Origin of the sequence: Lentzea sokolovensis (assembly GCF_033949975.1) — a bacterium.
Classification (GTDB): domain Bacteria; phylum Actinomycetota; class Actinomycetes; order Mycobacteriales; family Pseudonocardiaceae; genus Lentzea; species Lentzea sokolovensis.
Genome location: NZ_JAXAVU010000004.1, coordinates 1139066 through 1153216, shown reverse-complemented (window position 1 = coordinate 1153216; position 14151 = coordinate 1139066). Strand labels below are relative to the sequence as shown.

General features: G+C 69.9%; 13 protein-coding genes and 1 pseudogene. 6 read left to right on the top strand and 8 right to left on the bottom strand.

Annotation, left to right across the window (positions count from 1 at the left end; genetic code table 11):
- Complete coding sequence (locus tag SK854_RS10530; protein ID WP_319974832.1) at positions 1 to 2022, bottom strand: cellulose binding domain-containing protein; 2022 nt, start codon at positions 2020 to 2022, stop codon at positions 1 to 3.
- A 330-nt stretch (positions 2023 to 2352) separates the two neighbouring features.
- On the opposite strand from SK854_RS10530, the gene SK854_RS10525 reads away from it, so the two are divergent.
- Positions 2353 to 3015 (top strand): lytic polysaccharide monooxygenase auxiliary activity family 9 protein, encoded by a 663-nt coding sequence (locus SK854_RS10525; RefSeq protein WP_319974831.1) that lies wholly within the window; start codon positions 2353 to 2355, stop codon positions 3013 to 3015.
- Positions 3016 to 3085: 70 nt separating this feature from the next.
- Here SK854_RS10525 and SK854_RS10520 read toward each other — a convergent pair whose 3' ends face one another.
- Genes SK854_RS10520 through SK854_RS10510 form a run of 3 tightly spaced genes read right to left on the bottom strand, consistent with a single transcriptional unit; the run spans position 3086 to position 7075 of the window.
- Complete coding sequence (locus SK854_RS10520) at positions 3086 to 5761, bottom strand: AfsR/SARP family transcriptional regulator (protein ID WP_319974830.1); 2676 nt, start codon at positions 5759 to 5761, stop codon at positions 3086 to 3088.
- Between the two features lie 13 nt (positions 5762 to 5774).
- Entirely contained in the window at positions 5775 to 6161 is a 387-nt protein-coding gene (locus SK854_RS10515) for a hypothetical protein (protein ID WP_319974829.1), read from the bottom strand.
- Between the two features lie 35 nt (positions 6162 to 6196).
- The gene (locus SK854_RS10510) at positions 6197 to 7075 is read right to left on the bottom strand and encodes an alpha/beta hydrolase (RefSeq protein WP_319974828.1); all 879 of its coding nucleotides are present in this window, start codon (positions 7073 to 7075) and stop codon (positions 6197 to 6199) included.
- Between the two features lie 22 nt (positions 7076 to 7097).
- On the opposite strand from SK854_RS10510, the gene SK854_RS10505 reads away from it, so the two are divergent.
- The 3 genes from SK854_RS10505 to SK854_RS10495 all read left to right on the top strand — a co-directional run bounded on the left by SK854_RS10505 (position 7098) and on the right by SK854_RS10495 (position 9169).
- The gene (locus SK854_RS10505; protein WP_319974827.1) at positions 7098 to 7637 is read left to right on the top strand and encodes a PH domain-containing protein; all 540 of its coding nucleotides are present in this window, start codon (positions 7098 to 7100) and stop codon (positions 7635 to 7637) included.
- Positions 7638 to 7706: 69 nt separating this feature from the next.
- Complete coding sequence (locus tag SK854_RS10500) at positions 7707 to 8126, top strand: pyridoxamine 5'-phosphate oxidase family protein (RefSeq protein ID WP_319974826.1); 420 nt, start codon at positions 7707 to 7709, stop codon at positions 8124 to 8126.
- A gap of 155 nt (positions 8127 to 8281) precedes the next feature.
- Positions 8282 to 9169 (top strand): cellulose binding domain-containing protein, encoded by an 888-nt coding sequence (locus SK854_RS10495; protein WP_319974825.1) that lies wholly within the window; start codon positions 8282 to 8284, stop codon positions 9167 to 9169.
- On the opposite strand, the gene SK854_RS10490 is transcribed toward SK854_RS10495, so the two are convergent.
- From SK854_RS10490 to SK854_RS10480, 3 genes are read right to left on the bottom strand one after another with little or no spacing between them, the layout of a single operon-like run.
- On the bottom strand, positions 9141 to 9482 hold the full coding sequence (locus SK854_RS10490) for a DUF4387 domain-containing protein (protein ID WP_319974824.1): 342 nt from the start codon (positions 9480 to 9482) through the stop codon (positions 9141 to 9143). The two genes, SK854_RS10495 and SK854_RS10490, sit on opposite strands and share 29 nt — an antisense overlap.
- A complete protein-coding gene (locus tag SK854_RS10485; RefSeq protein WP_319974823.1) occupies positions 9475 to 10857 on the bottom strand; it encodes an acyclic terpene utilization AtuA family protein in 1383 nt (460 codons plus the stop codon). The genes SK854_RS10490 and SK854_RS10485 overlap by 8 nt, the downstream gene beginning before the upstream one ends.
- 15 nt (positions 10858 to 10872) lie before the next feature.
- Positions 10873 to 12129 carry an MFS transporter gene (locus SK854_RS10480; protein ID WP_319974822.1) on the bottom strand — a complete coding sequence of 419 codons (1257 nt, stop codon included), beginning with the start codon at positions 12127 to 12129 and terminating at the stop codon, positions 10873 to 10875.
- A gap of 82 nt (positions 12130 to 12211) precedes the next feature.
- Here SK854_RS10480 and SK854_RS10475 point away from each other — a divergent pair, with 82 nt between their 5' ends.
- On the top strand, positions 12212 to 12961 hold the full coding sequence (locus tag SK854_RS10475) for a GntR family transcriptional regulator (protein WP_406601748.1): 750 nt from the start codon (positions 12212 to 12214) through the stop codon (positions 12959 to 12961).
- A gap of 17 nt (positions 12962 to 12978) precedes the next feature.
- Here SK854_RS10475 and SK854_RS10470 read toward each other — a convergent pair.
- Positions 12979 to 13662, bottom strand: a pseudogene (locus SK854_RS10470) (alpha/beta fold hydrolase); the annotation flags it as partial.
- A gap of 65 nt (positions 13663 to 13727) precedes the next feature.
- Here SK854_RS10470 and SK854_RS10465 point away from each other — a divergent pair.
- A complete protein-coding gene (locus SK854_RS10465) occupies positions 13728 to 14150 on the top strand; it encodes a MarR family winged helix-turn-helix transcriptional regulator (RefSeq protein ID WP_319974820.1) in 423 nt (140 codons plus the stop codon).
- Position 14151 lies beyond the last annotated feature (1 nt).

Genomic DNA, 14151 nt, shown 5'->3' with positions numbered 1-14151 from the left:
TCATGCCGCCGTGCGGCAGAGCGTTCCGTTCAGCCTGAACGCCGCCGGCGGGATGTTCGGCCCGGTGTAGTTGCCGACGTACCCGACGCCGACGGTCGCGTTCGGTTCGATGCGGGTGGATCCCGTGACGGTGACCGCGTTCCCGGTCTGGGTCCACGTCGCGTTCCAGCCCGACCCCACCTGCTGGCGCCCGGTGGGCCAGTCGAACGTCAGCGTCCAGTCGGAGATCGGGTGGGTGCCGGTGTTGGTGATGTCGATGCCGCCGACGTAGCCGCTGCTCCAGTCGGACACCGTGGACAGTCGCACCGCGCAGGTGCTCTGGGCGGGGCTGCCGGTGGTGACGGTGAGCGGGGGAGAGGCCCAGGACACGGCACCCGCGGCGGTGCGCGCCAGCACGTTGACCGTGTACCTGGTGCCGGGGTTGAGGTTGCCGACGGTGAACGAGGTGCCGGACGTCTCGCCCCACTGCTCCCCGGTCGTGCCGAGCTGACGGTGGACCTCGTACTTCACGGCGCCGGGAACCGGAGGCCAGGTGATCGTCGCGGTCCGGTCGGTGACCTCGGCCGAGGCCGGTCGTCCCGGTGCGGCGGGAAGCCGGGCCGGAGCGGACGGGTGCAGGACGAGCGTCGTGAGCGAGAACGGCGGCAGCGTCCGGCTGAGCACGTCGCCGTCGGTCGAGGTCGAGATTTCGGTGGCACCGTTGGTGAACGTGTGGACCGTCGGCGAGGCGGTGGACGGCGCATAACCGGCGTAGTCGATGGCGACCGTGCGTGCGTTGTCCGGGTCGGAGTTGAGCAACAACACCGCGAGATCGCCGTTCGGCCGGCGTGCCGCGTGCGCCCGGACCGACGGGTCACCGGAACCCGCCCGGACGAGCTGATCACCGGGGCGGGCGAACAGGCTCAGCATCTTGAGCGCGTGGTACGGCGCGAACGGGGTGTTCAGCGGTGGCTCGCACGCGCCGTCCTCCAGGCAGGTTCCGCTGGAGAGCAGGCCGAAGTCGTCGTAGTCGGGCTGACCGGCCACGGTGGACGCTCTGCCGGGACCGTTGTGGGTGTTCCACCAGTCGACGGTGAACACGCCGTTCTCCAGCAACGAGGTGTAGGCCTCGGCCGCGAACAGCGCGCCCGGCTGGGTGTTCCGGCCGTACGTGGTGTTCAGCTCGGTCATGGCGATCCCGATGCGCTCCGCGTCCGGCCCGGCGTAGCGGGCGATCTGCTGACGCAGCAGGTACGTCATGTCGGCGACCTGGTCCGCGCTCGCCATCGTCTCCGCCGCCGTCGACCCGCTGGGGTACCAGTGCACGACGACGAAGTCCACGTGCGGGCCCGCGATCGAGAGCACCGTCTGGTTCCAGTTCGCGGCGTCACCGGCGGCGACGATCGCGTCCGGCCAGTTCGCCGGTGTGGTGAGCACGGCGCCGATCTTGATCGTCGGGTCGACCGCCTTCATCGCCTGTGCGTAGGCCACGGTTTCCCTGGCGTAGCCGGCGGGACTCTTGTCGGGATGGTCGTCCGCCTCCCACGCGGAGCCGTAGTGGCCGTTGCCGTAGAGCTCGTTGCCGATCTCCCAGTACTTCGCGCCGTACCCCTTGGTGATGTTGGCGTAGCGCACCCAGTCGGCAGCCTCCTGCGGCGTGCCGGTGCCGTAGTTCGCGATGATGATCGGCTGCGCCTGAGCCCGGCGCACACCGGACATGAACGTGTCGAAGTCCGTGTTCGGTGCCACGTACCCGCCGGGGGCCGTGTGGTCCTTCCAGTGGTAGATGTCGCCGTACGAACCGCCCGGGTAGCGCATCATCCGCACGCCCGCGTCCCCGAGCAGGTCGGCCACCGCGTTCGTGCCGAGCTGGCTGTCCCAGATCGCGTGGTTCACGCCGAGAGCGGTGTCCGGCACGGTGGCCAGCCCCGCCCTCGCGTTGACCACGACCGTGGCGTCGGGAGCACTGGACGCCGTGGTCGCCACGGCCGGTAGTCCGGCCGCGACGAGCGCGGCCACCAGGAGAAGCCGGCGCCTTGCCATGCGCATCACGTCCTCGTCGACGGATCTGGGAGCGCTCCCAGACTCCTGTTCTGGTCGTCGAGGGTCAAGACTGCGTTCGGAGTCTTCGTGCGGGCCGTGGCCGTCCACATTCGACAGTCGAATCGAGTCGAACGCTTTGGGGGAGTGTGGAAACCTCAGGACGCGATGTCAGGTTGGTTGACCGAGGTCCGACGGTGTCTCCGGGGCGGGGTGGCCGCGTCTGTCACTCAATGCACCGTTGCGATCTCGGAGGGTGACGGATAAGGTGAAATTGGGAGCGCTCCCAGATCGATCGCTGTTGCTCGATCATCGGAGAATGGAGGCTCAACCATGCGTCTGCACACTACCTCCGGTTCCGTCGCCAGACGTAGAGGCATCATCGCCGTGATCGTCGGCATGCTGGCCTGCACCGTCCTCTGGGCCCCGCCGGCTTCGGCGCACGGCACCATCGTCGGCCCCGCGACCCGCGCCTACCAGTGCTGGAAGACCTGGGGCAGCCAGCACACGAATCCCGCTATGCAGCAACAGGATCCCATGTGCTGGCAGGCCTTCCAGGCCAACGCCGACACCATGTGGAACTGGATGAGCGCGCTGCGGGACGGGCTCGGCGGAAACTACCAGGGGGCGACCCCGGACGGGCAGCTCTGCAGCAACGCCCTCTCCCGCAACAACTCCCTGAACACACCTGGCCAGTGGAAGACCACCAACGTCGGCAGCACCTTCTCGATGCACCTGTACGACCAGGCCACTCATGGTGCCGACTACTTCAGGGTCTACGTGAGCAAGAACGGGTACGACCCCACCACTCAGAGACTCGGGTGGGGCAACCTGGACTTCATCACGCAGACCGGCAGGTACGCCCCTGCCAAGGACATCACGTTCAACGTCCAGACCTCCGGCGCCTACCGCGGACACCACATCGTGTTCACGATCTGGCAGGCGTCGCACCTGGACCAGGCCTACATGTGGTGCAGTGACGTGAACTTCGGTTAGAAGATCCGTCCGATGTGGTGCGTGCCCCCGGTGCTTTCCGCGGGCACGCACCCACGTCGTCAGTTGGCGTTCAGGCTTGGAGTTGCTCGCGCAGGCGTCCGGCCTCCTCCTCGCGGCCCTGCTGTTCGAGCAGGCCCAGCGCCCGTTGCCAGACCTCGGCGGCCTGGTCGGACTGTCCGAGCGCGAGGTGGGTGTGGCCGAGGTTCATCAACGTGTTGGCGGTGCCGTAGTCGTCGTCCGCCGTCCGGTACAGCTCGATCGCTCGCTCGTAGTGGGTGATCGCCGCCGCGTGGTTACCGCTCTGGTGCTCGACGCGGGCCAGGGTGTCGACGGCGGTCGCCTCACCGTGCCGGTCGCCCAGTTCGTGCAACAGTTCGAGGGCTTTGGCGGCGGACAGGCGGCCCTGCGCGGTGTCGCCGACCTCCGCCGCGCAGTGCCCGATGTTGTTGTGCGCCATGGCGATCAGCATCTTGTTGCCGGACTTCTCGTAGTGCGGGAGGGCGGCCTTGGCGTGCTCGAAGGCGCGTCCGTAGTCCGACCTGCTGGCCCACAGCCATGCGACCGTGCCGTGCGCGTCGGCGAGCGGCAGTGCCTCACCGACCTGTTCGGCGAGGGTGAGCGCTTCGCTCAGGTGGTGCTGGGCCTCGTCGTAGCGCTGGACCTGGCCGAGGCTGCCGCCCATGATCCGGTGCGCGACGGCCCGGTCCGCCGGGTCCTTCGCCGCGTCGATGGCCGTCTGCCACATGGCCAGTTCGTCGTCGAGGTGGCCGCGTTGCTGGTGGTACGCGTGCGAGACCCTCGCCAGCAGCACGACCTTGTCGCGCCAGTTGTGAGAGGCGGCGGCCTGCTGCACGGCCAGGCGCGTGCCCCGTTCCGCGTCGAACCACGCACGCGCACCGGCTTTGTCCGCGGCGGCGGTGATGTGCGTTCCTGGAGCCGGGCCGTCGAGGGTGATCAACGGGCGGTGCGGGTCGATCAGCCGGTCGTTGGCGTGCGCGGTGTGGACGTGGTGGTCGACCAGGCGGCGCAACGCCTCGTCGTGGTCGGTGTGCTTGGCCTGTGCGGCCGCGTAGGCCCGGACCAGGTCGTGCGTCCTGGCGCGGAACCCGGTGCCGATCGACACCAGCGACGCCTGTTCCAACTCCCGCAACGTCGTTCGTGCGTCCTCGACGGACAGAGCGGCGAGACTGGCCACCGCGGTCAGGCCGATGTCCTCGCCGGGCGCGATGCCCAGCAGTGCGAACAGGTCCCGCTGCCGGTCGGTCAGCGCCCGGTACGACCACGACAGCACGACCGGCACGCTGACGCTCGGGTCCGCGTCGAGCGCGCCGAGCCCGAGCTCCTCGAGCTGCCGGGCGATGGCGGCGAGCGACAGGTCGGGTTCGGTCAGGATCCGCGCGCCCACGATGCTCAACGCGAGCGGCAGCCCGCCGCACAGCACGATCAGCCTGGCCACGGCGAGAGGTTCGGCGCTCAGTCTGGTCGCGCCGATGCGTGCCGCCAGCAACGTGCTCGCGTCGTCCTCGGCGAGCACCTCCAGGCCTACGGCTTTCGCGCCGAGCCCTGGCAGCCGGTTCCGGCTGGTCACGAGCACCCGGCAGGTGTCGCCGCCGGGCAGGACCGGTACGACCTGAGAGGCGTCGGCCGCGTTGTCGACGACCACGAGCAGGCGCCGGCGCGCGGTGAGGTCGCGGAACAACGCGGCTCTGGCCGGTGGATCGGGCGGAACGGCGCCGACGTCGAGTCCGAGCGCGTGCAGGAACCCGCGGATGGCCACGTCCGGTTCCATCGGCGTCTCGTCGGGACTGAACCCGCGCAGGTCCACGAACAGCTGGCCGTCGGGGAAGCGGTGCAGGTTGCGGTGCGCCCACTGCAACGCGAGCCACGTCTTGCCCATGCCGCCCGCGCCCGCGATCGTCGCCACGCCGGCCGTGCGCATCGCGTCGTCCAGGTCGGTCAGGTCCTGCTCGCGGCCGATGAACTGCGCCGGCGCGGACGGCAGCTGCCTCGGCACGACGTGGCGTGGTTCGGGCTCGCTGATCAGCAGTTTCTCGCGCAGGTCACGGAGTTCCCGGCTCGGTTCGGCGCCGAGTTCGCCGATCAGCCGGACGCGGACGGCGCGGAACTCCTCCAGGGCCTCGGAGATCCGGCCCGCCTGCGCGAGAGCCCGCATGTGTTGTGCGGCAACGCGTTCGTCCAGCGGGTTCTGCGCGGCACAGGCGGAGATCGCCGCGAGCAGCTCCGGGCCCTGACCGAGCCGCAGGCGCGCGTCGAACAGGTCGAGTTCGGCGGAGGTGCGTTCAGCGGTGAGCCGGTCGCGGGCGTCGTCGGCCCAGTCGCCGCCGATGCCGGTCAGCGGTTCGCCCTGCCACAACGCCAAGGCCTCGGTGAGGACGCCGACGTCGTCGGTGTGCCCGCGGGCCTTCTCGCGGAGTTTCCGGAACCGCGCGAGGTCCACAGTGGACTCGTCCGCGACGAGCACGTATCCGGCGGGCCGGCCGGCCAGCGTGACGGCGCCCGCGAAGGCGTGGCGCAACCGGGAGAGGTAGCTGTGCAGCGTGGCCCGCGACCGCTGTGGCGGGTCGGCGCCCCAGATGCGTTCGACGAGCTGCCGCACGGTCACGACCTGGCCGACGTCGATCGCCAGCGCCGCCAGCACGCACCGCTGCCGCGCGTGCCCCAGTTCGACGGGGTGGCCGTCGACCCGCGCGCTCACCTCTCCGAGCAGCGCGATCTCGACCGTCACGGCCGCCCTCCGATCAGCTGTCCTTCTCGGCGGCGAGCAGCGACACGACGGCCAGCCCGGTGTTGACGGCGGAGATGATCGTGGTCAGCTTCGCCGCCCTGGCCGGCAGTTCGCCGCGCTTACCGGCGTAGACAGCGGCGGCGGTGTCCGTGGCGTGAATGAGCACGGCCTGCCGCAGCACCCGCCGTGCGTTCGCGTCACCGCTCTTCAACGTCAGCAGGTCCACGCCGAGGACGAGCGTGCGGATGCCGAACATGCGGGCCGGGTAGACGAACCGCTTGTCGTCACCCAGTTCGTCGCCGAGGCTCTTCGCCATCCGTTCGGCGGCGACCAGGCCCAGCGCGCCGTTGAAGATCCGGACGCAGGCCAGAGCGGTCCGCGTGACATCGCCCAGCTTCATGTCGCCACCTCGTGTTGATCACTGTTGGCCGGAGTCTAGGAGAACCTGGCCGCGAGCCACTGCTCGATGTCGTGCCAGGCGGCCCGCGCCATGCCGTTGTCCCGGTTGGTGAAGCCGTGTCGCGACTCCGGGTAGATCTTGAGGTCGACCTCGCCGCCCGCCCCGACGATGCGGGCCGCCATGGCCAGGTTGTCCTCCAGGATCACGTCCTGGTCGCCGACGACCATGAGGAACTCCGGCAGTCCGCGCAGGTCACCGAAGACGGGCGAGATGTCCGGGTTCGTCCTGTCCCGCACGTGGCCCGCGTAGGCCTCGATGAAGTACTCGTCCGCGATCGACCGGCCGGCCGGGGTCAGCCCGCTCAGGTCGTAGGTGCCGGCCTGGAGGACCGCGCCCGCCACCCGGGCCACCTCGCCCCGGTCGCGCAGCCGCAGCAGCGTGGTGACGACGAGGGTGGATCCCGCCGAGAAGCCCCCGATGACGATCCGGTCCGTGCCGAACCGCTCCCCGGCCTGGTCGAGGAGCCAGAGCGCGGCCGTCTCGGCGTCGTCCGGAGCGGCCGGCCAGGGGTGTTCCGGGGCGAGCCGGTAGTCGACGCTCACGACGACGGCGCCGACCGCGTTCGCGAGCCGCTGGTTGCGGGCGTCGTCCTGCGCCGCGGAACCCATGAAGAAGCCGCCGGCGTGGAAGTCCAGGTAGACCCCGCGGGGCGTGCCCTCCGGCCTCAGAATCCGGACGGGCACCTCGCGGCCGCGAGCCTCGACCACGGTGTTGTCCTCGGCTGGGGCGACCCTGAAGCTCCGCAGCTCGTCCGCGTTGCCCGGGCCGCGCCGGACACCCCGCTCGGCGTTCGTCCGGCGCGACTCCTCGACGTGCACGGCGAGTCCGGGATCAATGAAGGTCTCCAGGTTCATGGACAAGTCCTATCGTGTGGCCATGAGCCGGGGCAGGGCGGCAGTGGTGCTGCGCAGGAAGTTCGACAGCGTCCTCAGCTGGACGGTGACGCTGGGCATGCTGGTCACGACCGTGTACGTGCTGCTCACCCCGTTCCCCGGCAACGGGTTCGCGCAGCGGCTGGAGTTCGTCGCGATCATCGCGCCGATCACCTGGTTCGTGTGGATGGTCGGCGCGCACGCGGCGGTGAAGATCTACGGCTCCGGCGTGCTGGTGGTGAACTGGTTCCGCGCGTACTGGGTGCCGTGGGCCGACCTCGCGTCGATCGAGTCGGAACGCGAGGTCCACCTCGTCACCACTTCGGGCGAGCGGATCAACGTCGCCGCCGGCGCGTTCTCCGTCGCGAGCTCCCTGAACGGAAGCCGGGTGCAGCACCGGATCCGGGAGGAGATCGAGCGGCACCGTCCGGACCCCGTGCCAGCGGAGACGGGTGTGCGCAAGAGCTTCGACCTGGTGCTGTGGCAGTTCGCCGGTGTCGTGGGGTTCCTGCTCGTCATCGCCTGGATCGGGGCGCTGATCTAGACGATTGGACAGGTGATGCGGCTTCTCGGCCATGTACCGGTCGTGATCCGGCCGTGTTCAATCGGACTCATGAGCGATTCGCTGACCACCGAGGATCTGGAGTTCCTGAGCCGCCCGCTGTACGGGTTCCTGTCCGTCGCGGCGGGGCCGGTGCCGGCGCAGCCGCGGCCGGTGTGGTTCGAGGCCACGGCCGAGGGGACGATCCAGCTGTTCACCGACCCGAACTCGCTGAAGGTCCGCCGCCTGCGCCGCGATCCCCGCGCCTCGATCGTCGTCGCCGCCCCCGTGGGGGAGCGCGAGCGCTGGCTGGCGATCTCCGGCCCCGTCACGGTGGAGACCGACGGAGCGCACGAACTGGCCGAACGCCTGGCTGCCCGCTACTGGGACGCCGACGACCCGTCCCGCGTCGACGACCTCGCCGAAATCCTCGGCGCGGAACAGGTCCGGCTCGTCATCCAGCCGGACGACGTGCGCCGGTTCGTCTACTGAGCCGTCAGTTCCACGTGGTCTGCCGAGGAACCGCACGCACCGCGCGGTAACGCGCTGATCACCCCGGCCGACAGTCCAGCAGTGAGTCGCGTGAGGACGGTGCACGAATCGTTTCGTGCCAAGCGACTTCCGTGTCGGGTGGACAGTCGGGGGTCATGGTGGCGCGCAGGCACCTGCTGGTGTTGTCGGTGTTGTTGGTCGGTGCGTGTTCGGCCGAGCCCGCGGCGCCGGCGCCAGTGCCCCAGACCCCGCTGAAGCCGCCGACGCTGGTCAACGAGGTGGTGCCGCCGCAGGACGTGCTGACCGTCGTGCGCGATGTGGTCGACGGCCGCACCGTCGAGTTCGCCGACGGCACGAAGGTCCGCATCGCCCTGCTGGCGGAACCGAAGGAGTGCTTCGCGAAAGCCGCGCTGGACTTCGCGAGGTCGACGCTGCTGGCGAGCTCCGTCCGGTTCACCGCACTGACGCCCGGCGAGGTGAACCTGGAGCTGGAGGACGGGACCGACTACGCGGTGCTCGCCGTGCGGCAGGGTGCGCTGAAGCCGGAAGGCGTCGACGGCGGGCCGATGATCGCGGCACGGGACGAGGCCACCGCGGCCAAGCGAGGGTTGTGGGGCCCACCGTGCGAGGGCTCCGACACGACCGAACCCGCTCCTCCCACGACAACGACGACCAAGGCCCCGCCGCCACCACCGCGCACGACGACCCCGCCACCGCCGGCGAAGGCGTGTGCGATCGCCTACCGGGTCACCGGGCAGTGGCAGGGCGGGTTCCAGGCGAGTGTGACCGTGCGCAACACCGGCACCGCGGCGGTGAACGGCTGGACGCTGCTCTGGGTCTTCGCGAACGGGGACGGCATCCGCGACATGTGGAACGCCACCGGACGGCAGTACGGGCCGATCGTCAGCGCCACGAACGCGAACTACAACCAGCAGATCGCGGCGGGCGCGTCGGTGCAGATCGGGTTCAACGGCAGCTCCCGCGGCACTCACACACCGCCGACGACGTTCTCGTTCAACGGCCTGAAGTGCTCGGTGGAATAGGCAGCGACGCCAGTGGGACGTGGTGCTGCCCGGCGTGGATGTCGCGGTCCAGCAGTCCACCCTGGGGAACGGGCCGCGGGAACGAGATCTTGACGACGTTCAGCGACGGGATCCGGAAGATCTGGACGTCCTCGGCGCGCACGCCGTACAGGAACGCGATGGCGTCCTCGTTGATGATCTCCGGCGCGGCCGCCAGCGCGTAGTCCGCGGGGTTGCGCATGAACAGTTCCATCGTGACCCAGAACGGTCCGGCGTTCTTGGAACGGACCTCCAGTGCGATGTCGCCGAACGTCTGCGCGGGCTGCTCAGTCATGGACAACGGCCTTCCGGTGCTCGATGCGGAACATCTCGGTGGGGGTGCGGGTGTCGACGACGTGGTTGAGCACGAACTCGTAGACGGGGCCGCGTTCGGTCTCGGCGGGGGAGGTCGCGAACGCGAGGCTGGGCAGGTAGGCCATGTCCGGGGTCGGCAGGTGCAGCATCAACGGGTTGGCGACCTTGGCGACGGCCGTCGCGAGCTCCTGGGTGGCGGCGCGGACCAGCAGCATCACGGCGATCTCGCGCGGGGGACGGGTGGCCGGTTCGAGCGAGCCCAGCACGGCGTCGTGGCCGTAGCGGCGCAGGTCGAAGGAGTAGTCGGCGCTGTCGAGGCCGAGGGTCTGCTCGACGCGGGCGGTGAAGACCTTGACGAACAGGTCGGTCCAGTCCTCGATGTTCGCGAGGATGTGCTCGTCGCGGATGGCCGTGAACGACATGGTCTCGTAGCCGGTGATCCGGGCGCCCTCCAGCTTGACCGTGTGCTGGTCGGCCGGGTGGAACAGTGAGCCTTCGACGCGCACGCGCCGTTCGTCGAGGGCCGTGTAGGTGGCTTCGGTGACGTCCAGTTCGCCTGCGGGCTCGCGCATCCGGAACGGGTTCACCGTCTCGTAGAGCATGTGCGCGGCAACGGAGATCGGTGTGCAGGCGGCGTCGGGGTCGAGCGGTTCGATGGTGAAACCGGTGTGGTCGATCGTGGCGAGAACGCCGCCCGCGCGCGGGTTCGTCGTGCACTGGCCACCGCATTCGACGATCTTCGCCGCGTGCCACGCCGGACCCGCGGGCATGCCCCTCATCAACGGGACGGCGGCGGCGAGGGCGGTGTCGGTCGCGCGGCCCGCGAGCACCACGTCCGCTCCGGCGCGCAGGGCCTCCTCGATCGGTTCGTGGCCCATCATTCCGACGATGTGGGTGCAGCTGTCCACAGTGGTCTCGTCGAGTGCGGCGGACGGTGCCAGCGGATGCACCGCGCGTTCCCGGAGACGCCGCTTGACGAAGTCGGCACGTTGCCCGCTGAAGATCGTCGCCACGGACAGGTCGAGCTTCTCCTCGCACAGGACGTCCTCGACGATCCCGGCGACCCAGGCGACGCCGGAGTCGGTGCCGCTGGTGCCGCAGGACCCGACGATGAGCGGGATGCGGGCCTGCGCGGCGGCGCGGAGCAGGATCCGCAGGTCGCGGGCGACGGCCGCGGCGGTCGTCTTGGCGGTGCCCGAACCCAGGTAGTGCGGGCCCGAGTCCGTCGAGCCGCCGTCCACGGCGATGACGTCGGCGCCCAGCTCCAGTCCGCGGTCCACGGAGGACTGGGTGAAGCCTGCGCCGAGCATGCCTGTGGGCGTCAGGACGCGGACAGCTCCGATAGGAGCGCTCATGTGCGGTTTTCCTTTCTACAGCGAGACCGAGCGACGTCGGCTCAGGACGGCGACGCGCAGGATCACGGCGGTGGCGAGCGCGGTGATCAGGGCGATGTCGAGGAGCATGTAGCGCCACCCGGTGATGTCGACCATCGCGCCGACCACTCCCGGTCCGATGAATCCACCGGCCGCCCAGCTCACCGTGTACAGGCCCGTGTACACGCCGATCACGCGGGCGGACGGCGCCAGGTTCCACAGGACGACGGCGGCGTTGATCAGGAATCCGGACGCTCCGGCGGCCGCGACGCAGAAGGCGACGACCGTGGTGGTGGGAGTCGGCACGAGGCTCCCGAACGCGAGGGAGACGCCGAAGACGACCATCCCGATCGTCATCGTCCGGATGCGCCCGATGCGTTCGGCGAGCAACGCGGCGGGATAGGCGGCGAGGAGGAACGCGACGCCGCTCGGGAACGTGAGCGAGCCCGCCTCACCCCGGGACAGGGCAAGGGTTTCCATGCCGTACGGGGTGAACAACGACCGCGAGGAGAACCAGGCGGACGCGAACAGCAGGACCGCGGTGACGACGAGAAGCCGGCTGCGGTCGGGGTCGCGCAGGATGTCCCTCGCCAGGTCGCGCAGGCGTGCGGACGTCTCGTCGTGGACGTCCTCGGTGAGCGCGAGCTGGTAGCCCCTCGACGTGTTGTCGCGGACCCGCGAGACGAGAACGGCCGTGCTCACCAGCATGATCAGGGCGGGGACGGTGAACGCGAGCTTCGGGTGGTCGTCCACCATGAACGCGCTGACGAGCGCGGACACGATGACCGTCAGGCCGGAGGCGATCTTCACCACCGCGTTGGCCCTGCCCCGGCGTTCCGGCTCGATGAAGTCCGGCAGCAACGCCTGGGCGATCGGCTTGAAGCTGTTGCCCACCAACGAGTAGACGAAGATGACCGCGATCAGCGCCGGCAACGCGGTCGCCAGCGGGATGAAGACGAACAGCACGGCGGCGAGCGGCATGCCCACCGCGAGATAGGGAATCCGGCGGCCCCACCGCGTGCGGGTGTTGTCCGAGCGGTTCGCGATCCAGGGCTGGACGAAGATGCCGAGCAGGTTGTCCATGCCCATGAGCAGGCCGACGATCGCGGTGCTGGCGATGTGCTCGCGCAGCAGCGGCGGCACCTGGGCGTCGTAGAAGTCCCAGGTCGTCTCCTGCGCGAACACGGCGAGCGCCACGAAGAACGTGATGCGCCTGGTGAGCCGCCGGTCGACCGGCGCGGCGAGTGACGACATCGGGAAGCCTCCGTTGGCTCGGGAACGTCGCGGCGTCCACGAACTTAGGATGCTATAGCAAAATTAGCAAGCAATAGCTTAGGTGCTTGTCGTAGTATCGGTGCTCGTGATGGCCGACAAGGATCCCCAGTCCGACACGCTGGCAGGCCGGGCGTACCGCTCGGTCCAGGAGGCCATCGGCGCGGGTGACCTGGCCCCCGGCGAGAAGATCACCGAACGCGGCCTCGCCGAACGGCTGTCGATGAGCCCCACGCCGGTCCGGGAGGCCATCCGGCGGTTGGAACAGGACGGCCTGATCAACAGGACCGGTCCGCGCACGGTCGTCGTCGCGGACATCGGCGCCTCCGCGGTCGAGGACCTCGCCGAGGTCGAGATCGCGCTGCGCGGGCTCATCGCCCGGTTCGCCGCCCGTCACGCGACCACCGCCCAGCTCGACGAACTCGACGACGTTCTCGACGAGGCGGACGACCTGTTGATCGTCATCAAGCAGCGCGACGCCGAGGGCCGCCCGGTCGAGAAGCACCTGAACACCTTGCTGGACACCATGCAGCGCTTCAACGACGCCGTCGCCGCTTGTGCGGGCAACGCCGTTCTGGTTCGACTGCTGGAGCAGACCAGGGTGTTCACGCGGGCGGAACGCCGGACGCGGATGCTGGACCGGGTGCTCGCGAACCACCGGTTCGGTCTCGACCGCTACACCAGCCACCGCGCGCTCGTCCGGGCCCTGCGCGCCGGCGACTCGGCCGCCGCGGAGCAGATCACCATCGACGACGTCCGCGGCGGGCTGGACGACCTGCGGCGCGAGCCCGGCCAGGTGCCGTCACCGAACTGAGAGCACGCGTCGAGGAGTGCCTCGGGTGACTCGACCTGGGGCAGGTGCCCGGTGCGGGGCAGCAGGGTGAACGTCGACCGCGGGATCGCGGCGGCGAACGCCTTGCCGTATTCGGGGGAGACGAGACCGTCGCTCTCGCCCCACACCACGTGGACAGGCACCGGGGTCTGGCCGAGCCGCTTGGCGAGGGTCGGATCCGCCATCGCCGGTCCGGTGTAGCCGATCAGCGCCTGCACGTCCGGGCCTGGGCCGGTCGCCTGCTGCGGCGCCTTGCTCTGGTCGTGCCACGAGAGGTTCCGCAGTTCCGCCGGGGAGAGGCCGCGGACGTCGGTGATCGGGTGGCCGTCGACCTCGACGCCGATCCCGTTGGCGATCACCGCGCTGCTCACCCGCGGGCTGCCGAGCAGCGCGATCTCGGCGGCCACCCAGCCGCCGAAGGAGTTGCCGATCACGGTGACGCCCGTGAGATCGAGGCGGTCGAGCAGGTCGACGTAGGTCCTGGCCAGGCCGGTGACGCCGGTGAGGTCGTCCGGTTTCGGCGTGCCGCCGAAACCGGGGTGCGTGGGCAGCAGCACCCGTGCGTGAGCGCGTTCGGCGGGCAGGTGGGCGAAACCGGCCATCGTCGGCACGCCACCGCCGCCGTGCAGCAGGAGGAACGTCCGGGTGTGGTCGAGGTCCAGCAGGGTCAGTTCGGAAGTCATATAAGGAACCTTAGATAAGGATGCTTATATAAGCAACCTGTCCTCAGTCGGGTAGGCTGGCTCGCATGCCTCACCGTCCCGCCGACGTCGGCCTGGCCGTCAAGCGCCTGCAGCACCGCCACCACCGAACGATGAGTCAGGCGCTCGCGCCGCTCGGACTTTCGCTGGTGCAGTGGGACACGCTGCGGCACCTGGCCCGCAACCCGGACGCGTCACTGCACGACCTCGCGGTGCTGACCTTCCAGACCGACCAGTCGTTCGGGTCGCTGGCCACGCGGATGGCCGACCGCGGGCTCATCGAACGGGTGCCGGGGCCGGGGCGTCCCGTGCGGCACCGGCTCACCGCGGAGGGGGAGAGGCTGCTCGCCGCTGGTCAGGACCTCGCCGACGGTGTCCTGGACACCTCTTTCCGGAACCTCTCGGCGGATCAGCTCGACCAGCTGGGCGACCTGCTCGCCCTCGCGCTCGGCGCCGATCCGACGGCGTGAT